The organism is Mesorhizobium sophorae, assembly GCF_002270415.1.
GTDB classification, from domain to species: Bacteria; Pseudomonadota; Alphaproteobacteria; order Rhizobiales; family Rhizobiaceae; genus Mesorhizobium; species Mesorhizobium sophorae.
Genome location: NZ_NNRI01000015.1, coordinates 239,486 through 261,292, shown reverse-complemented (window position 1 = coordinate 261,292; position 21,807 = coordinate 239,486). Strand labels below are relative to the sequence as shown.

Sequence of the window (21,807 nt, the reverse complement as noted above, 5' to 3'; positions counted from 1 at the left end):
GCCGCTGTCCACCAGGCTTGTGATCCCAAGGACCTCCGGCCTTTTTTGTGGGCAAGACAGAGCTGCGGACACGCCTTGGGCCTGGTCATAGGACGGCTCTGGAGGCACTGCCAGGCGCTGTCGCTGCTCATCATCATGAGCGCGTTGTTGCACAGCTCCGGCGTGGGATCGCTGGACCGCTGAATGATGCTGACCCGGTTAGCGACGGTGAGTTCTGGGCGCTCCGACGGGAGCGACCAAGCGCTTGACAAAATCCCTCCCGGCATCGGCTATCAGCACAAATGCATGCGCCGTCGGGGTCCGGAGATCGAACGAGCGGACCATTGATTCTCGGCCAGCCCGCTGCTTCTCAAGATAGCGCGCGAGTGCAATTTCGTGGCGTTGCGGCGCAATCGCATTCCACAGCCGCGGGTTCTGCCCGGGATCATGATGCCAGATGGGCCACTCGTTCGGGTGCTGCATAGCATCCTCCTCCTGAGACAAGGGCTGCCTCGTCCGGGCAATCTCCTGCGCCGCCCGTGAGAAATGCGTTGGAACCAGCGTGATGAATGCGTGAAAAGCGTCACGCCGGCAAAATCGCGATTGAAATAGGGGCAGGTAGGGGAAATGATTGCCGGTGGGAGCTATGGCTGTGGCGGATTCGATGACGCATCTCTGTCTGCTCGGTGGTTTCGATTTTGCCAGCGATGCAGCGACGGTTCCGCTCCTCGGCCGCAAGGCGCGTGCCATGATAGCTTACCTGGCCCTCCAGTCCGGACGCTCGCAATCGCGCGAGAAACTCGCTTCGCTTTTGTGGGGTTGCAACAGCGAGTCCCAGGCCCGGACGAACCTGCGGCAGGCCTTGTCTGCCGTCAGGAAGGCCACTCACGCATCAGGGGGCGGGAGGTTCCTCACCGAGGGCGACACTATCAGCCTCAATCTCGACGATCTCGATTTCGATGTCGCGCGGTTCGAGGCGCTGGCTGCTGGCTCCGCCCCCGAGCAGCTCGAGCAGGCGCTTGCTGTCTATCGTGGCGACCTCCTCGACGGCTTCGATCTCAAGGAGGAGCCGTTCGAAGACTGGCTGAGGTTCGAGCGCGAGCGATTGAGGGCAATCTCCATAGCTGTGCTGGAGAAGCTCGTCGCACACCATTCCGCGACAAGCGATCTTGCATCATGCGTGCGGGCGGCTACGCGCTTGCTGGCTTTTGAACCCCTACGGGAAGACATTCACCGCGCCTTGATGCGGGCCTATGCGGCCCAGGGTCGCGTCAACCTCGCCCTGAAGCAATATGAGCGCTGCCGCGCTGCCCTGCAGCGACAGCTCGACTTGCGGCCCGAGCCCGAAACCCGAAAGCTGTATGACGACCTTCGGGCGCGCCGCATCACACCGGACTCGGCTTTTCCAGCGCCCGGAGTTTCACCTCCGCAACAGACGCGATCCCAAGCCGATAGGCGTCCGGATTTCTCTGGCCAGCCCATCAGCCCGCCGACGCACTACGTCAAATCGGCGGGGATCAACATCGCTTATCAGGTGACCGGCGACGGGCCGATCGACCTGATCTATGTACCCGGATGGGTCTCCAACCTCGACCTTTCCTGGTCGTCGCAGCGGCTGGCGAATGTGCTCCAGCGCCTCGGCAGCTTCTGCCGCCTGATCCGTATGGATAAGCGCGGCACGGGGCTGTCCGACCGCAATGTCGGTCTGCCGACGATGGAAGAGCGGATGGAGGACGTGCGGGCAGTGCTGGATGCGGTCGGCTCGAAGCGCACGGTTCTGTTCGGCAGCTCCGAGGGCGGCCCCATGTGCATGTTGTTCGCGGCGACCTATCCCGAGCGCACGGCGGCGCTCGTGCTCAACGGAGCCTATGCCAGCGGCAGATGGTCGAAGGATTATCCCTGGGCTAGAACAAGCGAGCAGGTGGAACAAGATCTAACAGTCGTCGAGAGAGAGTGGGGAGAGCCGGCGGACATGAGCAACGCCGCGCCCAGCCTGATGAACGACAGTTTCGAGAGAGAATGGTTCGCCGCCTACCTCAGGAATTCAGCCTCTCCCGCCGACGCCATAGCGCTCTGGCGCTGGGGAACCGAAATCGACGTTCGCGACATTCTGCCGGCCATTCACGTTCCGACGCTCATCGCTCAGACGACGGGCGACCGCTGGGTAAAGCGGGAAGAAGGACGCTACCTGGCAACGCATATTGAAGGTGCCCGATACATCGAGCTTGCCGGCCGGGACCACGTGATCTGGGGGGAGAATTCCGATCGCCTCGTGGACGAGATCCAGGCTTTTGTCACCGGCGCTTTGCCGGCGGTGCCGGGCAAGCGGCTCCTGGTGTCGGTGCTGTCCGTAGAGATAGAAGGCAGTTCCTCTATTGCCGGCACGGATCTGATTGAGCGACACGCCGAAGAGATCCGTAGCGATCTGCTCGGCGCCGAAGGCAGGCGGATCAGACGCACGGCAAGCGGATTTGTCGCCGTGTTCCAAGGCCCGACGCGATCGATCCAGTGCGCGATCGCGATCCGTCAACGCCTGAAGCAATCCGGTCTCGATGTCCGCTCGGCAGTCCATACCGGCGAATGCGAGGAGCGCGGCGATGACTTCACCGGGATGGCGATCGAGCTGTCATCGCGGCTGCTCGATCATGCGCGGCCAGGCGAGATCATTGCCTCGCGGACGGTTCGTGATCTCGTGGTTGGCTCCGGCCTGATGTTTGAAGAGCGCGGCGATACGGAACTTGCCGGGCTTCCCGGGAGCTTGCAGCTTTTCTCCGTCGGTGGGCTAGCCTGACGGCTATGATCCTTGACGCAAGTGGTTCGCGCACCTGACTCGTGGTATCGTCGTTGCGGGAGACGGCGGACGCGCCGTGAGTGCCCGCCCGCTCCCACAATGGGAGGAAAAAATGGCTTACTACGTATTGCTGTCAAATTTCACAGATCAAGGTATCAGGAGCATAAAGGATACCCAGAAGCGTGCCGAAGCCTTCAAGGCGATGGCCAGCAAGAACGGCATCAAGGTTCACACCCTGTTGTGGACGCTTGGCCAGCATGATGTCGTGGCGATTGCCGAAGCCGACGACGACATTGCTGCGACCGCGCTAGCCCTGTCGATCGCATCGCTAGGCAACATCAGAACCCAGACATTGAGGGCGTTCGACGCCGCGGATATGGCCAAGATAATGGCAAAGATGGCCTGACCGCCACTCTGCCGTGAACGGGCGATCGAAGCCCGCTGGCGAGGGGAACGGCGGCCTCGCTCATATCCTTGAAGCGAAACCCTGGGACGAGGCCAGGGTTTTTATGGGTGCGGTTCAACTCGATATTTTGGTCTAATCTCAACCGTAGCCAGCCGCATAGCGGCTACCTTGAAGCCATTGCCGTTCGGATTGCGGGTCGTACTTGAAGCTGCGAAGATTGGGCGTTCGCTTAGCGATGTATTGGAAGGCATCTTATGCCAGTTGTTCGGGTGGAGCGGCGGCTCGCCGCGATCATGGCCGCCGACATCGTGGCCTATTCACGCCTGATCGAAGCAGATGAGGCCCGTACACTCGCGTCGATCAGGACCCTTCGCGCCCAAGTGGTAGACCCGCTGATCGCAGACCATAGGGGCCGTGTTGCCAAACTAATGGGCGACGGCGCCATCGTTGAGTTTGGCTCCGTTGTTGAGGCCGTGGCCTGTGCCGTCGCAATGCAGGAAGGGACGGCGGAGCATCAGCGGGAGGTCCCGCCCGAGAGCCGCATCGTGTTCCGCATCGGCATCAACGTCGGTGACGTTGTCGTAGAGGACGGCGACCTGCTCGGGGATGGTGTCAACATCGCGGCACGGCTTGAGGCACTGGCGGAGCCTGGGGGCATTTGCATTGCCGATGCGGTGCAGAAGCAGCTGGCCGGCAAGACTGACTTCGCCTTTGAAGACACCGGCGAGCGCAAGCTAAAGAACATCGCGCAGCCGGTCCGCGTTTGGTGCTGGTCCAAGGGATCGGCACCGCCTGCCGCCGGTGCGCCGCTATCTTTGCCCGACAGACCCTCAATCGCAGTGCTTCCGTTCGACAATCTGAGCGGGCAGCCGGAGGAGACGTACTTCAGCGACGGCATCACCGAAGACATCGTCACCGGGCTGACGCACTTCCGCTCGCTGTTCGTGATTGCCCGTAACTCCTCCTTCGCCTTTCGCGGCAAGTCGATCGACCTTGCCGAGATCGGCCGGCGGCTTGGGGTGTCCTATCTTCTCGAAGGCAGCGTGCGGCGCGCCGGAGCGCGCGTGCGGATCACTGCGCAACTCATCGAGGCGGTGACCGGCGCGCATCTTTGGGCCGAACGCTATGACCGCGGCCTCGACGACGTCTTCACGGTGCAGGACGAAGTTGCGCAGACCATTGTGTCGACGCTGGTTGGGCGAATTGAAGATGCGAGACTTCAGCAATCGCTCCGGAAGCCGACAACCAGCCTTGCCGCCTACGACTGCTTGCTGCGGGGCATGGCCCACTTTCGGAGTGACACGGATGCCAATCGGCAAGCGCTTGAGATGTTCGAGAAGGCGGTGGCCCTCGACGCGCGGTATGCCGTGGCGCATTCGTATCGTGCATTCGTGAAGGTGGCACAGAACGGTCACGCCGCCGCACCGACCGAGGTGCTGGACGCGGCGTTCAACGAGGCAAAGCACGCGATCGCACTCGACCCTCTGGAGAGCCGCTGCCACCGCATACTGTCGACCATCTGTCTCTACCGTCGTGAATACGACATGGCCGAGCAACATCTCCGCCGGGCATTCGACCTCAATCCCAATGATGCAGACGGACTGATCATGAAGGGCCGCTTGCTGGCCTTTCGTGGCAGGCCGGAAGAAGCACTGGTTTGCTTGGAAGCTGCTGGTCGCCTGAACCCACTACACTTTCGCTGGTACGATGTTCACTTTGGCATCGCCCTTTATTCGCTTCGGCGCTTTGCAGAGGCCGCTCAGGCGTTCAAAAAAATGCCCCTGCCAAGCTCGTGGTCGAGTGCACGGCTGGCGGCCTGCTACGCCCAGCTCGAACGGACCGAAGCGGCACAGGCAGCAGTGGCGGAGGTCCTGCGCTTGCAGCCTGATTTCTCTACCGTTGAATACATGCGCGAGAGCGTCCTCCTTGAACACGCCGAAGACCGGGAGCTTCTCCGTGAAGGGCTCATCAAGGCCGGATTGCCGGCGTGACGGGCGGTGAAGTAGCCGAGGACCCGTCGTGATCGCTTGCCCTCGCACTCGAACCCCGTCGGCTGGCCTTGTATTCAAGTAAATGCTAATAGACATCGGGCCGGCGGATGCCGTTCCAGCTTCGCTCGGCCCATGGCGGCAGCTGATGTCGAGGGGGACGCATGCGGATCGCAATGATCGGGGCGGGCGGCATCGGCGGCTATCTCGGCGCAAGGCTCGCCGAGGCGGGGGGCGACGTCAGCTTCATCGCTCGAGGTGCCCACTTGCAGGCAATGCGCCGGGACGGCCTGCGAATTCAAAGCGATATCGGCAACGTCTTTCTCCCCAATGTGTCCGCGAGCGACGCGCCGGCCGACATCGGTCCCGTCGATCTCGTGATTTTTGCGGTCAAGCTCTACGACAGCGAGAAGGCCGCCGCCGCGCTCGGACCGCTCATCGGCAGGAATACGCGTGTCGTGACGTTGCAGAACGGCATCGACAGCGTCGAGATCCTAGGCCGCCATGTTCCCGGCGACCAGGTGATTGGCGGCGCCACCTACTTGTCCGCATTCATCAAACAGCCGGGAGAAGTCGTCCACGCTGGCGGGCTGCGTCACATCCTGGTCGGCGGGCACCGCGAGCCTCTCATCAAGGACCTTCAGGCGCTCTGCGATCGTGCTCTTGGGCTTGAGCTGAAGCCGGTTGCCGACATCGACAATGTGCTGTGGGAGAAGTTCGTGACACTCGCGGCCTTTTCCGGAGGGACGTCGCTCATGCGCTCCGGGATCGGTCCGATCCTCGACGACCCCGAGGCTCGTATCTTCATCGAGCAACTGCGCGACGAGGGGATGGCGGTCGCGGCCGCGGCCGGTCATCCTATGGCCGAGGGGTTCGAAGGGCGCGTTGTGACCAGATGGACCGCATTCCCACCGCACGTAAAATCGTCGATGGCCAACGACCTCGAAAGGGGCAAGCCAATCGAGGTCGCGTGGCTGTCCGGGCGCATGCACGAATTGGGCATCAGGTTCGGTGTTGCGACCCCCGGCCACACGGCGGTCTTCCGCGCCCTGCATCTCTACGCAGCGGGTGCCGCCCACTAGCGGTGCCGCTTCAACGTCCCTTGGGAGGATATCATGGCCAGTTCGTCGAGCGAGAGCATGCCGGTGGCGACCGTTAACGAGGCTACCGGCCCACAGGACATGTTCAACAAGGAGCTCGAGACGTACCGCAGGATCGTGGCCACAAACCTCATGTTCCACCGCGAGGTCTACGGGCTCCTGCGCGATCTGCTCGTCGAGCATGCACCAGGGTCGTTTCGATTCCTTGACGTGGCGTGCGGCGATGCCGCTGCCTCTGCCGCGATGCTGAAGATGTCCGCGATCGGCGGCTATGTCGGCATCGACCTGTCGGAAGCGTCGCTAGCGCTTGCCGCTCGCGCACTCGAAGGGCTCCCATGCCCGGTCGAGCTGCGCTGCGGCGATTTCGCGCAAGCGATGGCGAACTGGTCGGAACCCGTCGACGTAATCTGGATCGGCATGTCGCTGCACCATCTAGCGACCGAGGGCAAGGCGAAGCTGATGCGGCACGCCCGCAGGGCCTTGGGCGGCGTGGGCCAGTTCGTCATCTGGGAGCCGGCCCTGTTCGAGGGAGAAGATCGCGCCGCCTGGCTCGCCCGCTTCTCGTTGCTGCGAGACAAATGGTCGGCCGTTTCCGACGAGGAATTCGCTTCCATGGAACGGCATATGCTTCTGGCCGATTTCCCTGAAACCGCCGACACTTGGCTCGGCATGGGGCGGGATGCCGGGTTTCGCCGCGCCGAGGAGATCTTCATGATGCCGAACAGAATGGGCAGGGTATTCCGATACTGGAACTAGCCAGCGCATCGGGGCGACCATGTCATCAGATCTGAAACCGGGTGAGATCCCGCCGGGCGACGCTCCGGTTCCCGCCGCCGTCGTGCTGGTCGGCCGCTCGGGTCGCCTGCGCCCGCTCGACGCCGGGCGCGACGCATCCTGTCTCTACCCGCTGTCGCATGACGAGCACACGAATGCCACCTGGGTCGACATGAAGGTTGGCCCGTTCGCCAGCGAGCAATGTTTCGCCGACCACGTCGCCGAACTGGTGGCCGACAAGAAACGTGCCTTCTTTGCCGTCGCCGGCCTCGACGACAAGCCGCTGGGGTGGCTCTGTCTGATGGAGGCGAGACCCGCCCATCATGTCGTCGAGCTCGGCTATGTGCTCTACACGCCGCCGCTGCAACGCACACGGCTCGCCACCGAGGCGCTCTACCTGATCCTGCGCCATGTCTTCGACGATCTTGGCTACCGGCGCCTCGAATGGACCTGCACCTCGACCAACCTGCGCTCGCGCAAGGCGGCCGATCGGCTCGGCTTCGTCTATGAGGGCACGCTGCGCCAGGGCCTGTTCCTGAAGGGCAAACCTTGCGACATCTGCGTCTATTCGATGCTTTCCAGCGAATGGCCAGCCCATCGCTCAGCTTTTGAGGCCTGGCTTGATCCCGGAAATTTCGACGCCGGGCGGCAGCTTCGCTCGGTTGCCGAGATCAGGAGCGGCCTCAGCGCCAAAGGGTTATGCTAGCGAAAGCGTATCATGCAGCGCCTAGTCCTCTAGCATCTTTTGCCCGGCGGCAACGGACCGGCCTGTTCGCTTTCGTTACAGCCAACTAGGCCAGTATTCGGCGATCTATTTCATCAACGCGGACAACCCCGGTCAGGCCCATTGTCACTTCGAATTCTTTACGGATGAGATCGATGGCCTTGGCGACGCCTTGTTCGCCGGCAGCACCCAGACCGTGAACATAGGCCCGGCCGATCATGCACGCCTTTGCCCCAAGAGCCAACGCTCGCATGACGTCTTGGCCGGAGCGAACGCCTCCATCTACCAGAACCTCGAGATCGGCCCCCACCGCATCCGCAATTTCGGGCAGCACAGAGATCGTTGACCTGCCGCCGTCAAGTTGACGTCCCCCATGGTTCGAAACCACTAGGCCATGCGCCCCAATTTTCGCTACGTCACGTGCATCCCTGGCGTCCCCGATGCCTTTAATGATCAGTTTTCCAGGCCATATGCTTCGAACCCACTCCACGTCCTTCAAAGTTGGGCTCGTATTGAATTGCTCACTCATCCAGGCAGCAAGCGATTCCATTTTCGAGTTGCCGGATTGTCCGGCGAGATTCCCGAACGTTTTCCTCTTGCTGCGCATTACGCTGGAAACCCATGCCGGCTTGCTCGCAAAGTCGACGAATTTGCCGAAAGTCCACCTCGGCGGCACCGCCATGCCGTTCTTGATATCGGCATGGCGTTGCGCCAACACCGGCAAGTCTACCGTCAAGACAATTGCGTCGCATTTCACGGCAATCGCGCGTTCTACGAGCGATTTGACGAAGCCGCGGTCCTTTAACAAACTCAGCTGAAACCAGAAGGGCTTTTTGACAGCACCTGCAACATCCTCCATCGAGCAGATGGACATGATTGATAACGTATAGGGGATGCCCGCCGCCTGCGCCGCGCGACACGCGTGGATCTCTCCATCGGCATATTGAAGCCCTCCCAAGCCGACAGGCGCCAGAACCAGCGGCATTGAAATTGCCTCGCCCAGGAGCACGGTAGACGTGCTCCTCTTGGATACGTCGACGAGGACCCGCTGCCGTAATTTGATGTTTTCGAAATCCGCTCGATTCGCATGCAAAGTCTGCTCGCTATACGAACCGCGGTCGACATAGTCGAAAAATGCTTTTGGCACCCTTTTCTTATGAAGCTGCCGGAGATCTTCGATACAAGTGATCGTTTTTGAGTTCATGTCTTTTTCCTCCCGCTCGACTGAGAAGGACTGTCCATCCACCCGACAAGTTCCATCACCTGCATGGCCGCGCTCAATACGTCCGCATCGGCTCCCCTTGCGCCGACAATCTGAAACCCGATCGGAAGTCCTCTATTTGTTAGACCAATTGGCACAGAGCATGCGGGCTGCTGACTGAGGTTTATGGGAAAGTTGAAGCATGCCCACTCGGTCCATTCCTGATAAACGGATCCAGGCGGGACATCGTGCATGAGCGGAAACGCCGCGACCGGCGTGGTCGGCGAGATCACCAAATCGTAGATCCTGAGAAGCTGATCCATTTCGGCGCCGAAGGCCGAACGGTGTAACAACGCTTCCGCGTACTCAGATGCTGAGAATCGTCCACCGATTTCCGCTGCTCGAAGCAAACCCGGGTCCATTTGAAACCGGTCTTTCTCGGCGATCTTGGACACCCTGTTTGCCGCACCTGCAGACCAGAGGATGTTGAACGTCGCCAATATGTTTCCACCCGGCAGGTTGATCGGCTCGACTGCTGCGCCCGCCTCCTCCAGCAGGCGGGCGACGCGAACGACTGCAGCGAGGATTTCTGGGGCGACTTCGCCAGCGATCGGTGTTGACCACAGGCCGATCCGCAAACCCCGCCATTCCCGCTGCCGGCTGAGCACCGCAGATGCAAATTCTATTGCAGGCTGGTTCCAGTCCCGGGCGTCGCGGACCGTCATGGCGTCGAGCATCAGCGTGGCATCCTCGACCGTGCGAGCGATCGGCCCTAGGTGACCGAGAGTGCCGAACGCGCTCGGCGGATAATATGGCACTCGACCAAAGCTCGGCTTGTGGCCGACTACCCCGGTGAAGGCGGCAGGTATCCGCACCGATCCACCCCCGTCCGTGCCGAGATGCAGGTTCCCACAACCGGTGCGCGCGGCAACAGCCGCGCCTCCCGACGATCCGCCGCATGTCAACGCCGGGTTCCATGGGTTCGACGTCGCTCCGAACATCGGACTATCGGTGACTGCCTTCCAGCCGAACTCAGGCGTTGTAGTCGCCCCTACCAACAAGACGCCTTTCGCTCGCAGTGCTGCGACGGAAGGCGCATCAGCTTGAGAACGCGCACCAGCAGTTACCCCACTGACAAAGCGGGTGGGCCAGTTCTTGACCGTCATCAAATCCTTGATCGTAGCTGGAATTCCGTCGAGGGGGCCAAGCGCCGCCCCGTCTAGCCATCTGCGCTCGGATGCTTTGGCGGCGGCTATCGCCCCCTCATCATCCAGGAAGGCAAAGGCATTGAACCGTGCGTTGATGCTCGCCCCTCTGGTGAGCACGGCCTGGACGACCTCGACAGGGGATGCCTGTCTCTTCAGATAGAGGCCAGCAAGCTCGGAGGCAGTAAGCCGGCACAAGATATCAGCGTCCGAAATCGTCGCGGCACCACCGTGTCGAACATCTGTACCGTTTTCAGGACCGGCAGTCGGGACGTCTTTCATCTCTCCGACCATGTCGATGACTTGGGTCAAAGATGAAATTTTGGTAACATTTCACCGATATTTCTTCTAGCGCCTAACGACCGAATGTGTCAAGTGTGTCCGATCGACGGGCTCCACTGCGGCCAACCACGGTTGAACGATGAACAACGAAGGTATTTTCGCATTGCCGGCGCGGCGACGTCTGACTGACGAGGCCTACGACCTAATCAAAAACGACGTGATCCTGTGTAGATTGAAGCCCGGGGCTGACGCCACCGAAGCGGGGCTGGCCAGCCACTATGGACTCGGTCTGGCACCCATACGCTCAGCTCTGTCGAGACTTAGCCAGGAAGGGCTGGTCAACACTGTCCCGCGACGCGGCTACATCATTGCTCCGGTCAGTGGCAGGACGGCGAACGACGTCTTCGACCTTAGGGTACTTCTCGAACCTGCCGCGGCACGGGCAGCCGCAGGGCATGTCGATGAGAAGATGCTTCGCACGCTGGGGGCCGGCCCCTTCCTTCGGGACAGTGCGCCAGACGATCTGCAATTCCTGAGAAACAACAGAGACTTTCACGTTGCGATCGCCCGGGCGTCCGGAAACGAGCGGATGGTCCGGGTCATTGAGTCTTTGCTCGATGAAATGCAACGATTGCTTCACATCGGATTGTTCTCCAACCGAGATCGGCAGCGTCTGCTGCTGGACCATGAGCTTCAACGACAACAGCATGAGGAATTGATCGACGCGCTTGTGGCAGGAGACCCCAAGGCATCGGAGGATGCGGCCCTGCGGCATGTGCAGCATAGCCGTGAACTCGTCATGAACGCCCTTGGCAATATCCTTTCCGTGACGCTGTGAACCGCCGACCCCGATAGGCGTGATCGCGGGCGCGTGTATCTCTCGAACGCGACGGTCCGCAACCAGTTCGTCTTGCGGGCATGCTTCGTCAATCACCGGACGACAGACAACGATGTGCTCGAAATAGTGTCCGAAGTGATTGCGGCGGCCGGCGAACTGAACCGTTGAGGTGCGGTCGGCGTGTCATCCTGAAGGTCTTGCCTGTAGCCGGTTCGAGGCGCTGCCGGCATGCGCCCGATCTATGCCAGCTGTTCGATCCCTGGCTTTGATCGGGCATCATTGTCGTCCTAATCAACGGATGTGCTATGGGCCAAGTTCTTCATGGGAGCGCCACGACGACATAGGCGATCCGCCGAGCGATACCGAGCGATACAACATAGTCAAGAGAGCCTGAGGACACTGGCCAAACGCTACGGGATCAAACCGGAAGACGGCTCGAAGTGGAAGACGCGGACGTCGGAAGGTCCCGAATTCACAGTGCCGCGTCATCGACCAAGCGGCTGCCGTGACAAGGCGAGGAGCTCGGCCTCGTCGGTGATGCCGGCCATATAGTTGGCGATGATGCGGGAGGCCAGCGCTTCTCGGCTGGCATCAGAGTCGCCCTCGCGCTTTGCCTGGTCGAAGACCCGCCCAAGAAGTCCCATCTCGGACGGCGTGAAGTTGCCCGCCTCTTTGAGCTTGCGATTGATGGACATGCCGCCTTCCTTCCTTTCGAAAAGTATACGCGCATCTCACGCAAAAAGGACGGACTGAACGAGCGACACCTTCGATTGCGCCCTTTTTGATTTCGCTCACAACCCGCGATCTTACGCCACTGACCAGCCGCCATCGACCAGAATATTGGCGCCGGTGATCATCGAGGCTGCGGGCGAGGCCAGGAACACGACGGTTCCTGCGACATCGATCGGATCGCCGATGCGGCCGAGCGGTATGTGCCCGAGCACATGGGCGTGAAAGTCCGGCTCGGCGAGGGACGGCCGCGTGCCGTCGGTCCAGATGAAAGTCGGCGCCACGCTGTTGACGGCGATCTTGTGCTGGGCCCATTCGGCGGCCAGGCAGCGCGTCAAATGGTTGATCGCTGCCTTGCTCATGCAGTAGATCGCCTCGCCCTTCAGCGTCACCGTGCCGGCCTGCGAGCTGATGTTGATGATGCGCCCGGATTTCTGCGCGATCATCAGCCTTCCGACCGCCTGGGTGGTGAAGAACGTGCCCTTGAGGTTGACGTTCACCGTCAGGTCGAAATCCTCCTCGGTGACGTTTTCGGCCAGGTTTTCCGGCCCAAGCCCGACATTGTTGACCAGCACGTCGATGCGGCCGAAGGCGGTGTGCGCCTCGGCGACGGCCTTTCGCACCGTGGCGAGGTCAGTCAAATCCATCTGCACGGCAAGCGCCCGCCTGCCCAAGCTCTCGATCTCGGCGACCAGTTCCGCCCCGTCGGCCTTGCTGCGCACGCCGACGATCATGTCGGCCCCCGACCCGGCACAGGCGAGCGCACAGGCGCGGCCGATGCCGCGCGAGGCGCCGGTGACCAGCGCTACCTTTCCGGCCAGATCGAACTTTGGTGTGAACTCTGTCATAGCAACCTCCCCTGAAGGCTCTGGCTTCTTGCTTGAGCATGACCTCCAGCGAAACCCGGATTCCACTTTTCGGGATCATGCTCCAGGCCGAAACCATCGCGGATGGTGACGACCCTCTTTGCCGAACACTATCCGGTCGCCGCTTGAAAGCCAGCCGGCATCCGGAGATAGCTCGCTACAAGGACACCGCTAGCCCCCGGACTTGACAGCCTCTGCGATGTGCTGACCGATCTCGGCGCCGCCCGCAAGGAGAAGGCGATGGTTCGGAAAAAATCTCGCCGAGGCACAAGCCCTGCTGGCCGGACTGCACTGACGCAGCGATTTCCCTCGGGAGCCAGGCGATTGCAACGGCGCGTGACATCGTCGATCGTTCGTCGTATATTGACATAAAGATATCCTTATGTGACATGAATAGGCTTGTCGTCAAAGGGATAAAAAATGTCGCAGAATTCTGCATCGCTGGACGCATTGTTCGGCCCCGTTGCGGCAAAGCCCGACGGTTCGGAAGTGCTTGCGGCGCTGACGGCGGCAGCACGCGAACGCATCCTTATCCTCGACGGCGCCATGGGCACGCAGATCCAGGGCCTTGGGTTCGACGAGGGCCAGTTTCGCGGCGAGGCCTTCGCCGGCTGCGCCTGCCACCAGCAAGGCAACAACGACCTTTTGATCCTGACCCAGCCCGGGGCGATCGAGGAAATCCACTATCAGTACGCCATATCAGGCGCCGACATCCTCGAGACCAACACCTTCTCCTCGACCTCTATCGCCCAGGCTGATTACGGCATGGAGGATGCCGTCTATGCGTTGAACCGCGACGGGGCGCGGCTGGTGCGCCGCGCAGCGCTGAGGGCGCAGCAGCAGGACGGCAAACGCCGTTTCGTCGCCGGCGCCCTGGGGCCGACCAACCGAACGGCGTCGATGTCGCCTGACGTCAACAACCCCGGCTATCGCGCAGTGACTTTCGACGATCTGCGCGTCGCCTATGGCGAACAGTTGCGCGGGTTGATCGACGGCGGCGCCGACATCATCCTGATCGAGACCATCTTCGACACTCTGAACGCCAAGGCGGCGATCTTCGCCTGCAACGAGATCTTCATCGAGAAGGGCGTGCGCCTGCCGGTGATGATCTCCGGCACCATCACCGACCTGTCCGGCCGCACGCTGTCCGGCCAGACGCCGACGGCCTTCTGGCATTCTGTGCGTCACGCCAGCCCGTTCACCATCGGCCTCAACTGCGCGCTCGGCGCCAAGGCCATGCGCGCGCATCTGGCCGAGATTTCGGACGTCGCCAACACTTTCACCTGCGCCTATCCGAATGCCGGCCTGCCCAACGAATTCGGCCGGTATGACGAGAGCCCGGAATTCATGGCCGCGCAGATCGAGGATTTCGCCCGCGAGGGGCTGGTCAATGTCGTCGGCGGTTGCTGCGGCTCGACGCCGGATCACATCCGGGCGATCGCCGAGGCAGTGCGGAAATATCCGCCGCGCGCCATTCCCGAGATCGAGCCCAAGATGCGCCTGTCCGGGCTGGAGCCGTTCACGCTGACCGACGAGATTCCGTTCGTCAATGTCGGCGAGCGGACCAATGTCACGGGGTCGGCCAGGTTCCGTAAGCTGATCACGGCAGGCGACTATGTCGCCGCGCTCGACGTGGCGCGCGACCAGGTCGCCAACGGCGCCCAGATCATCGACATCAACATGGACGAGGGGCTGATCGATTCGAAAAAGGCGATGGTCAGTTATCTCAACCTGGTCGCCGCCGAGCCGGACATCGCCCGCGTCCCGGTGATGGTCGACAGTTCGAAATGGGAGATCATCGAGGCCGGCCTGAAATGCGTTCAGGGCAAGCCGCTGGTCAACTCCATCTCGATGAAGGAAGGCGAGGAGGCGTTCCTGCATCATGCCAGGCTGGTGCGCGCCTATGGCGCGGCGGTGGTCGTCATGGCCTTCGACGAGGACGGCCAGGCCGATACCAAAGCGCGCAAGGTCGAGATCTGCGCCCGCGCCTACAAGCTCCTGACCGAGCAAGCCGGCTTTCCGCCTGAAGACATCGTCTTCGACCCCAACGTCTTCGCCATCGCCACCGGCATCGAGGAGCACGACAATTACGGCGTCGACTTCATCGAGGCGACCGGCGAGATCACTGCGACGCTGCCGCACGTCCATATTTCCGGCGGCGTGTCGAACCTCTCCTTCTCGTTCCGCGGCAACGAGCCGGTGCGCGAGGCCATGCATGCCGTGTTCCTCTACCACGCCATCCAGCGCGGCATGGACATGGGCATCGTCAATGCCGGCCAGCTTGCGGTCTACGACACGATCGAACCGGAACTGCGCGAGGCCTGCGAAGATGTCGTGCTCAACCGCGTGCCCAAGGCTGGCGGCACCGCAACCGAACGCATGCTGGAGATCGCCGAACGCTTCAAGGGCACGGCGAGCCAGGAGGCCAGGGAGCGCGATCTCGCCTGGCGCGAATTGCCGGTCGAGCAGCGGATCAGCCATGCGCTGGTCAACGGCATCACAGAGTTCATCGATGCCGATACCGAGGAAGCGCGGCTGGCGGCCGAGCGCCCGTTGCATGTCATCGAAGGCCCGCTGATGGCCGGCATGAATGTCGTCGGCGACCTGTTCGGCGCGGGAAAAATGTTCCTGCCGCAAGTGGTGAAGTCCGCTCGGGTGATGAAACAAGCCGTCGCAGGGCTATTGCCGCACATGGAGGCCGAGAAGCTGGCGAACGCCGCCAATGGCATCGACAATGGTGAGCGCCAGACGGCGGGAAGAATCCTGATGGCGACGGTGAAGGGCGATGTCCACGACATCGGCAAGAACATCGTCGGCGTCGTTCTCGCCTGCAACAATTACGAGATCATCGATCTCGGCGTCATGGTGCCGGCGGCCAAGATCCTGCAGACGGCGCGCGAGCATCACGTCGACATCATCGGCCTGTCCGGCCTGATCACGCCGTCGCTCGACGAGATGGCGCACATGGCCACCGAGATGGAGCGCGATGGTTTCGACATCCCTCTGCTGATCGGCGGTGCGACGACCAGCCGCGTGCACACGGCGGTGAAGATCCATCCGCGCTATACCAGGGGCCAGACAGTCTACGTCACCGACGCCAGCCGGGCGGTCGGCGTGGTCTCGTCCTTGCTGTCGAACGAGACCAAGGGCGGCTATGTCGACGCGGTGCGCGCCGAATACAAGAAAGTCGCTGACGCGCATGCCCGATCCGAGGCCGACAAGCAGCGGCTGCCGCTGGCCAAGGCGAGAGCCAACGCGCACCGGATCGACTGGTCGAGCTACGAGCCGCCAAAGCCGTCCTTCACAGGCGTGAAGGTATTTGAAAACTGGGACCTCGCCGAACTCGCGCGCTACATCGACTGGACGCCATTCTTCCAGACCTGGGAGTTGAAGGGCCGTTATCCCAAGATCCTGGAAGACGAGGCGCAGGGTCCCGCTGCTCGCCAGCTGTTCGAGGATGCGCAGGCAATGCTGAAGAAGATCATTGCCGAAAAATGGTTCGCGCCACGCGGCGTCATCGGCTTCTGGCCGGCCAATGCCGTCGGCGACGACATCAAATTGTTCACGGAAGAAGCGCGCTCACAGGAACTGGCGACCTTCTTCACCTTGCGCCAGCAACTGACCAAGCGCGACGGCAAGGCCAATGTCGCGCTGTCGGATTTCGTCGCTCCGTCGGACAGTGGCAAGCTCGATTATATAGGCGGCTTCATCGTCACCGCCGGCATCGAGGAGGTGGCGATCGCCGAACGGTTCGAGCGGGCGAACGACGACTATTCCTCGATCATGGTCAAGGCGCTGGCCGACCGCTTCGCCGAGGCCTACGCCGAGCGCATGCATGAGAAGGTGCGCCAGGAGTTCTGGGGCTACGCGGCAGACGAGAAGCTGGCGCCGGACGAACTGATCGGCGAGCCCTATCGCGGCATCCGTCCGGCGCCCGGCTATCCGGCGCAACCGGACCACACCGAGAAGGCAACGCTGTTCCGGCTGCTCGACGGCGAGGGCAATGCCGGGGTGAGCCTGACCGAAAGCTATGCGATGTGGCCGGGCTCGTCTGTGTCGGGGATCTACCTGTCGCATCCCGAAAGTTATTATTTCGGCGTCGCCAAGGTCGAACGCGACCAGGTCGAGGACTATGCACGCCGCAAGGCCATGCCGTTGGCCGAGGTCGAGCGCTGGCTCGGACCCATCCTCAACTATGTTCCGGCGCACCATGCCGAGGCGGCTGAATAGCGGAGGCAAGCTCTGTCGCCTTTTCGCTCTGACAGTCGGTGTGAACGGGACTCAGGCGCAGGTATTTTGACTCTGGTTCACGCTGTGCCGTCAACAGAATTTGCTCTGGTTGCCGGCTTGTGATCCATGGCGTGGCGGTTACACCTTCGGGGTAACCGTCTTTGCAGTTGGAGCGCCAAATGACTGTCCTCACACGCCGTAGGCTTTTGAAAGCGGCAGCGATTGCCGGCGCCGGCGGGGTAGGGCTCTCGGCCAAGGGCAGGTTTGCTGGCTGGGCCGCTACCGGGCCTGAGCCGGTGGTGCTGCAGACGGCCAAAATCCAGGCGAAGCTGATGGATGTTGGCCAGACCAGGGATGTGCTGACTTATGGCAATGCCGGAATGCCGCCGGTACTCAGGATGAAAAAGGGCGAGCCCTTCGCCGCGCGGCTTGTCAATGCGATCGACGATCCGACGACGATTCATTGGCACGGCATTCGCGTGCCGAACAAGATGGATGGCGTGCCGTTCCTGGTCCAGCCCTATGTCTATACCGGTGATCATTTCGACTACGCCTTTACGCCGCCCGACGCCGGCACCTTCTGGTACCACCCGCACTGCAACACGCTGACCCAGATGGGCCACGGCCTGACGGGGCTAATCGTGGTCGAAAACCCCGGCGATCCGACATTCGATGCCGAGTTGGTCCTCAATCTGCGCGACTGGCGGCTCGGCGACGACGGCCAGTTCATCGACCAGTTCCGGCCGCGCGATGCCGCAAGAACCGGCACCTACGGCACCGTGCGTACCGCCAACTGGCTCGATCAGCCCCAATATGACGCGCCGGCCGGCGGGCTGGTGCGGCTCAGGGTCGCCATCACCGACGTCACGCGGATCTATGCTTTTCTCGTCGATGGCGCGGAGGCCACCGTCATGGCGCTTGACGGCAATCCGGTCCCGCAGCGCTTTTCACCCGATGCTCTGCTGCTTGGACCCGGCCAGCGCATGGAGCTGGCCATCCGCATGCCCGACGACGAGGGCGCGATCGTCAGCCTGCGAGACGTCAGGGGCACCAAGCCCAAGGTGCTCGCGACCCTGCGCGCCACTGGAAGCTCGCTCAAGCGCGACATTCGTGATGTTGCACCCCTCGAGGTCAATCCGGTGGCGGAGGTGGATCTCACCGCCGCCCAGCATATTTCGCTGGCGCTCAGCGCCACGGCGGAAAACGTCCCGAGCGACGGCATCTGCGGTTCGCTTGGCTACAGTTTCTGGGCCATCAACAAGGTGCCGTGGCCAGGCGATACGCCCGATCCAACCGCGCCATTGGCCGAACTGAAGCTCGGCAAAAGCTATGTCATCGACATGGAGAACCTGACGCCGCAATCCCATCCGATGCATCTGCACGGCATGAGTTTCAAGGTGTTGTCGTCCTCGACGCGCCAGGTTCAGCCGTTGATTTCGGACACCTATCTCATCCAGCCCAACGAGAAAGTGAGCCTGGGCTTCGTCGCCGACAATCTCGGCGACTGGCTGCTGCACTGCCACATCATCGAGCACCAGAAATCGGGGATGACGAGCTATGTCAGGGTGGCCTGAACCCGGTTTCAATGGCTCGGAGATGGGTGGGAAGGTTGTTCTAACGCTGCATTGACGAGCGAGAAATTGCCGCCGGCTTGCGGTTTCGTTGGCAAAAGGGGGCGATTCCCTGCTATTGCCGCCTCCAAATCGAGAAGCATGGACGCTCCCGCATGACCAATGTCGCCTTGACCGGGCTTGCCCGCGATCTCGCCAGCCGTGCCGCCGAGGGCCGCCCGGTGCGCATCGGCGTTATCGGCTCGGGCGAGATGGGCACCGATCTGGTGACGCAAGGCATGCTGATGAAGGGCATTTCGGTCTGCGCGGTCTCGACCCGCCGCCCGCACACCGCGCGCGAGGCCATCCGTATTGCCTATGGCGATGAAGCGATGGCGGTCGAAGCCGACACCGCATCGAAAGTCACCGGCACCATCGAAAGCGGCAAGATCGCCATCACCTCCAACGAGATGCTGGTCACCAATCCGCTGATCGACGTCGTCATCGACGCCACCGGCAAGCCGGGCGTCGCCGCCGATTTCGACCTGATGGCGATGGAGCACGGCAAGCATCTGGTGATGATGAACGTCGAGGCCGACGTCACCATCGGCTGTTATCTGAAGCAGCAGGCCGACCGGCTTGGCGTCGTCTATTCCGTCGGCGCCGGTGACGAGCCGTCGAGCTGCATGGAGCTGATCGAATTTGCGTCCGCGCTCGGCTACACCATCGTCTCCGCCGGCAAGGGCAAGAACAACCCGCTCAACCACGATGCGGTGCCGGACGACTATCGCGAGCAAGCGATCCGCCGCAACATGAACCCGCGCATGCTGGTCGAGTTCGTCGACGGCTCGAAGACCATGGTCGAGATGTGCGCCATCGCCAACGCCACCGGGCTGGTGCCCGATGTCCCCGGCATGCATGGCCCGAAGGCCGATCGCGATGACCTCGCGAAGGTGCTCATCCCGCGGGAGGACGGCGGGCTCCTGTTGAAGAAAGGCGTCGTCGACTACACGGTCGGCAAGGGCGTCGCGCCCGGCGTCTTCGTCATCGTCGAGGCGACGCATCCGCGCATTATCGAGCGCATGGACGATCTGCATATCGGCCACGGCCCCTACTACAGCCTGTTCCGGCCGTATCATCTGACCTCGCTGGAAGTGCCGCTGACCGCCGCCCGCATTGTGCTTTTCGGCAAGCCCGACATGGTGCCGCTGCCAAGGCCGGTGGCCGAAGTGTGCGCCGTCGCCAAGCGGGATCTCGCCGCCGGCGAAACCTTCGATGCGATCGGCGAGACCTGCTATCGCTCCTGGACCATGACCGTAGGTGACGCTCGCGCCCAACGCGCCGTGCCCGTCGGCCTGCTCGAGGGCGGCAAGGTGCTGAAGCCGGTCCGGAAAGGTGAATTGCTGAGCGCCGACAATGCCGCGCCCGACCAGACCACGCGGCTGTTCGCCTTGCGCCGGCTCCAGGACGAAATGCTGTACGGGAAAGCATGATCCCGAACTGAAAGGTCCGCGTTAGCGAGGAATGGGAACCGGTCTTCGGAAAGGATCATACCCAAGCAGGCCGTTATGGCGCCGTCATGACAAATGTACTATGTTGTAGTGACAAATCGCTGAGGAGCGGCGAATGAACCTTCAGATCAGGGACCCGCGAGCTCGTGAACTGGCACGACGGCTCGCCGCCAAACGCAAGATTTCTATGACCGAAGCGGTCATCGAAGCGCTGGAATCCGAGCTGAAGCGGGAAAGCGGGCGCGTTCCCCTGGCGGATCGGCTGGCTGCCATTGCGAACGATTTCAAGGCCAAAGCGGGCAAGGGCGGCCGGCCTGTGAGCAAGGACGAGATCGATGACATGTGGGGACATCCCTGATGTTCGTCGACACCTCCGTGGTTGTCGCAATTCTTTCAGGAGAAAGGGATGCTGGCGAGTGGAGCAACCGCATCGAGGCAGCACCCCACAGGATCACCTCCCCTCTGGTAGTACTTGAAGCGGCGATGCGGCTTTCCACTATGCTTGCCGTCGAACCCGTCATCGCGGAAGCGGCGATAGAGGCTTTTCTTCGCGAGGCTGAAATCGAAATCGTGCCGATCGACGCTGGCGACGCCAAGCTCGCGATCCAGGCCTTTTCAGACTACGCAAAGGGACGTGGGCATCCCGCTCAGCTCAACCTTGCCGATTGCCTATCTTATGCCTGCGCGAAGAGCCACAGCTCAGCGCTACTCTACAAGGGCAATGACTTCTCGCACACAGATCTCGCGTAGCAGGACGTTGGCTCACTTTCCCAGCTCGATCGATCGCAGCCGCGCTGCCTCGACTGCCTCTGTAAGCAGGTTGGTTAGCCTGTCCTCGCCCATCAGCACGCCAAGCGCGGCTGCGGTCGTGCCATTGGGGCTGGTCACCTGCTGTCGCAGCACGCCTGGCTCCTCGCCACTTTCGGCGGCGAGCGAGGCAGCGCCGTAGACTGTCTGCATGGCGAGCAGCTTGGCGGTCGCCGTCGGCAGGCCAGCCTTCTCGGCGGCCACGGTCAGTGCTTCGATGAAATGGAAAATGTAGGCCGGCCCCGATCCGGACACGGCGGTCACCGCATCCATCAGACCCTCGTCGTCAATGGTGGCCACTTCGCCACTCGACGACAAAAGGTCGGCAACGAAACGCTTGGTGTCGTCGGAGACCAGCCTGTTCGAAAACACCACCATCATGCCCTTGCCGATGGCAGCGGGCGTGTTGGGCATGCACCGCACGATCGGCGCGCGGCTGCCCAGGATTTCTTCGAAAGTGGCGGCCGGTGTCCCGGCAGCGATGCTGACGAAGGTGGTGCGGCCGTCGCCGAAGCGCTTGTAGGCGGCCGTCACGTCGCGGATCACTTGCGGCTTCACTGCGATGACGACGAGATCGGGAACGGCATCAGCTGGAATGCCGCCGGCATCGGCTGATGCGCCGCAGCCCAGCACTGCCGCTCGATTGCGTAGGTCGGCGTTGGGCTCGACCACGAAGACCGCCGATGGTTGAAGCTTGCCGGATTTCAGCCAGCCCGAGAGCATGGCGTAACCCATATTGCCGCAGCCGGCGAGAATGAGCCTGATCGTCATGGAATCCTCCGAAGGAAGGCCTTCACATAGACGCTCGCGGTTCTGTGGGGAAGCC

At 62.1% G+C, this 21,807-nt stretch carries 17 protein-coding genes and 1 pseudogene; 13 read left to right on the top strand and 5 right to left on the bottom strand.

Annotated features, from left to right (window positions below):
• The first annotated feature begins 643 nt into the window (after positions 1 to 643).
• The 6 genes from CGZ66_RS23950 (at position 644) to CGZ66_RS23925 (ending at position 7,744) form a co-directional block, all read left to right on the top strand.
• On the top strand, positions 644 to 2,770 hold the full coding sequence (locus tag CGZ66_RS23950) for an alpha/beta fold hydrolase (protein WP_095088872.1): 2,127 nt from the start codon (positions 644 to 646) through the stop codon (positions 2,768 to 2,770).
• Between the two features lie 112 nt (positions 2,771 to 2,882).
• A complete protein-coding gene (locus CGZ66_RS23945) occupies positions 2,883 to 3,176 on the top strand; it encodes a GYD domain-containing protein (RefSeq protein ID WP_095088629.1) in 294 nt (97 codons plus the stop codon).
• Positions 3,177 to 3,430: 254 nt separating this feature from the next.
• Positions 3,431 to 5,167: an adenylate/guanylate cyclase domain-containing protein gene (locus CGZ66_RS23940; RefSeq protein ID WP_095088627.1), complete on the top strand. Its 1,737-nt coding sequence runs from the start codon at positions 3,431 to 3,433 to the stop codon at positions 5,165 to 5,167.
• Positions 5,168 to 5,328: 161 nt separating this feature from the next.
• On the top strand, positions 5,329 to 6,246 hold the full coding sequence (locus tag CGZ66_RS23935; RefSeq protein WP_245331189.1) for a ketopantoate reductase family protein: 918 nt from the start codon (positions 5,329 to 5,331) through the stop codon (positions 6,244 to 6,246).
• A gap of 33 nt (positions 6,247 to 6,279) precedes the next feature.
• A complete protein-coding gene (locus CGZ66_RS23930) occupies positions 6,280 to 7,020 on the top strand; it encodes a class I SAM-dependent methyltransferase (RefSeq protein WP_095088625.1) in 741 nt (246 codons plus the stop codon).
• Positions 7,021 to 7,039: 19 nt separating this feature from the next.
• On the top strand, positions 7,040 to 7,744 hold the full coding sequence (locus CGZ66_RS23925; RefSeq protein WP_095088623.1) for a GNAT family N-acetyltransferase: 705 nt from the start codon (positions 7,040 to 7,042) through the stop codon (positions 7,742 to 7,744).
• Between the two features lie 85 nt (positions 7,745 to 7,829).
• Here CGZ66_RS23925 and CGZ66_RS23920 read toward each other — a convergent pair whose 3' ends face one another.
• Positions 7,830 to 8,966: an alpha-hydroxy acid oxidase gene (locus CGZ66_RS23920; protein ID WP_095088621.1), complete on the bottom strand. Its 1,137-nt coding sequence runs from the start codon at positions 8,964 to 8,966 to the stop codon at positions 7,830 to 7,832.
• A complete protein-coding gene (locus CGZ66_RS23915; RefSeq protein ID WP_206073757.1) occupies positions 8,963 to 10,480 on the bottom strand; it encodes an amidase in 1,518 nt (505 codons plus the stop codon). The genes CGZ66_RS23920 and CGZ66_RS23915 overlap by 4 nt, the downstream gene beginning before the upstream one ends.
• A gap of 109 nt (positions 10,481 to 10,589) precedes the next feature.
• On the opposite strand from CGZ66_RS23915, the gene CGZ66_RS23910 reads away from it, so the two are divergent.
• Both CGZ66_RS23910 and CGZ66_RS41755 read left to right on the top strand, forming a co-directional pair.
• Entirely contained in the window at positions 10,590 to 11,288 is a 699-nt protein-coding gene (locus CGZ66_RS23910) for a GntR family transcriptional regulator (RefSeq protein WP_095088619.1), read from the top strand.
• Between the two features lie 305 nt (positions 11,289 to 11,593).
• A pseudogene (locus CGZ66_RS41755) lies at positions 11,594 to 11,747 on the top strand (IS481 family transposase); the annotation flags it as partial.
• Positions 11,748 to 11,773: 26 nt separating this feature from the next.
• On the opposite strand, the gene CGZ66_RS23895 reads toward CGZ66_RS41755, so the two are convergent.
• Both CGZ66_RS23895 and CGZ66_RS23890 read right to left on the bottom strand, forming a co-directional pair.
• On the bottom strand, positions 11,774 to 11,983 hold the full coding sequence (locus CGZ66_RS23895) for a hypothetical protein (protein ID WP_095088617.1): 210 nt from the start codon (positions 11,981 to 11,983) through the stop codon (positions 11,774 to 11,776).
• Positions 11,984 to 12,094: 111 nt separating this feature from the next.
• Positions 12,095 to 12,865 carry an SDR family NAD(P)-dependent oxidoreductase gene (locus CGZ66_RS23890; RefSeq protein ID WP_095088615.1) on the bottom strand — a complete coding sequence of 257 codons (771 nt, stop codon included), beginning with the start codon at positions 12,863 to 12,865 and terminating at the stop codon, positions 12,095 to 12,097.
• 438 nt (positions 12,866 to 13,303) lie between these two features.
• Here CGZ66_RS23890 and metH point away from each other — a divergent pair, with 438 nt between their 5' ends.
• The 5 genes from metH (at position 13,304) to CGZ66_RS23865 (ending at position 20,924) form a co-directional block, all read left to right on the top strand.
• Entirely contained in the window at positions 13,304 to 17,113 is a 3,810-nt protein-coding gene (gene metH / locus CGZ66_RS23885; RefSeq protein WP_095088613.1) for a methionine synthase, read from the top strand.
• Positions 17,114 to 17,292: 179 nt separating this feature from the next.
• Positions 17,293 to 18,687 (top strand): multicopper oxidase family protein, encoded by a 1,395-nt coding sequence (locus CGZ66_RS23880; protein ID WP_095088611.1) that lies wholly within the window; start codon positions 17,293 to 17,295, stop codon positions 18,685 to 18,687.
• Between the two features lie 152 nt (positions 18,688 to 18,839).
• Complete coding sequence (locus CGZ66_RS23875; protein WP_095088609.1) at positions 18,840 to 20,156, top strand: NAD(P)H-dependent oxidoreductase; 1,317 nt, start codon at positions 18,840 to 18,842, stop codon at positions 20,154 to 20,156.
• A gap of 133 nt (positions 20,157 to 20,289) precedes the next feature.
• Positions 20,290 to 20,532: a type II toxin-antitoxin system VapB family antitoxin gene (locus CGZ66_RS23870; RefSeq protein ID WP_095088607.1), complete on the top strand. Its 243-nt coding sequence runs from the start codon at positions 20,290 to 20,292 to the stop codon at positions 20,530 to 20,532.
• Complete coding sequence (locus CGZ66_RS23865) at positions 20,532 to 20,924, top strand: type II toxin-antitoxin system VapC family toxin (RefSeq protein WP_095088605.1); 393 nt, start codon at positions 20,532 to 20,534, stop codon at positions 20,922 to 20,924. Before CGZ66_RS23870 ends, CGZ66_RS23865 begins: the two co-directional genes overlap by 1 nt.
• Before the next feature lie 12 nt (positions 20,925 to 20,936).
• Here the strand turns inward: CGZ66_RS23865 and proC are convergent, their stop codons facing one another.
• Positions 20,937 to 21,752: a pyrroline-5-carboxylate reductase gene (proC, locus tag CGZ66_RS23860; protein WP_095088603.1), complete on the bottom strand. Its 816-nt coding sequence runs from the start codon at positions 21,750 to 21,752 to the stop codon at positions 20,937 to 20,939.
• Between the last annotated feature and the right edge of the window lie 55 nt (positions 21,753 to 21,807).

Coding starts and splice junctions, on each gene's coding strand:
- CGZ66_RS23930 (WP_095088625.1), top strand. CDS start 6,280: ATGGCCAGTTCGTCGAGCGAGAGCATGCCGGTGGCGACCGTTAACGAG.
- CGZ66_RS23950 (WP_095088872.1), top strand. CDS start 644: ATGACGCATCTCTGTCTGCTCGGTGGTTTCGATTTTGCCAGCGATGCA.
- CGZ66_RS23875 (WP_095088609.1), top strand. CDS start 18,840: ATGACCAATGTCGCCTTGACCGGGCTTGCCCGCGATCTCGCCAGCCGT.
- metH (WP_095088613.1), top strand. CDS start 13,304: ATGTCGCAGAATTCTGCATCGCTGGACGCATTGTTCGGCCCCGTTGCG.
- CGZ66_RS23895 (WP_095088617.1), bottom strand. CDS start 11,983: ATGTCCATCAATCGCAAGCTCAAAGAGGCGGGCAACTTCACGCCGTCC.
- CGZ66_RS23865 (WP_095088605.1), top strand. CDS start 20,532: ATGTTCGTCGACACCTCCGTGGTTGTCGCAATTCTTTCAGGAGAAAGG.
- CGZ66_RS23935 (WP_245331189.1), top strand. CDS start 5,329: ATGCGGATCGCAATGATCGGGGCGGGCGGCATCGGCGGCTATCTCGGC.
- CGZ66_RS23890 (WP_095088615.1), bottom strand. CDS start 12,865: ATGACAGAGTTCACACCAAAGTTCGATCTGGCCGGAAAGGTAGCGCTG.
- CGZ66_RS23945 (WP_095088629.1), top strand. CDS start 2,883: ATGGCTTACTACGTATTGCTGTCAAATTTCACAGATCAAGGTATCAGG.
- CGZ66_RS23940 (WP_095088627.1), top strand. CDS start 3,431: ATGCCAGTTGTTCGGGTGGAGCGGCGGCTCGCCGCGATCATGGCCGCC.
- CGZ66_RS23920 (WP_095088621.1), bottom strand. CDS start 8,966: ATGAACTCAAAAACGATCACTTGTATCGAAGATCTCCGGCAGCTTCAT.
- CGZ66_RS23910 (WP_095088619.1), top strand. CDS start 10,590: ATGAACAACGAAGGTATTTTCGCATTGCCGGCGCGGCGACGTCTGACT.
- CGZ66_RS23870 (WP_095088607.1), top strand. CDS start 20,290: ATGAACCTTCAGATCAGGGACCCGCGAGCTCGTGAACTGGCACGACGG.
- CGZ66_RS23925 (WP_095088623.1), top strand. CDS start 7,040: ATGTCATCAGATCTGAAACCGGGTGAGATCCCGCCGGGCGACGCTCCG.
- CGZ66_RS23880 (WP_095088611.1), top strand. CDS start 17,293: ATGACTGTCCTCACACGCCGTAGGCTTTTGAAAGCGGCAGCGATTGCC.
- proC (WP_095088603.1), bottom strand. CDS start 21,752: ATGACGATCAGGCTCATTCTCGCCGGCTGCGGCAATATGGGTTACGCC.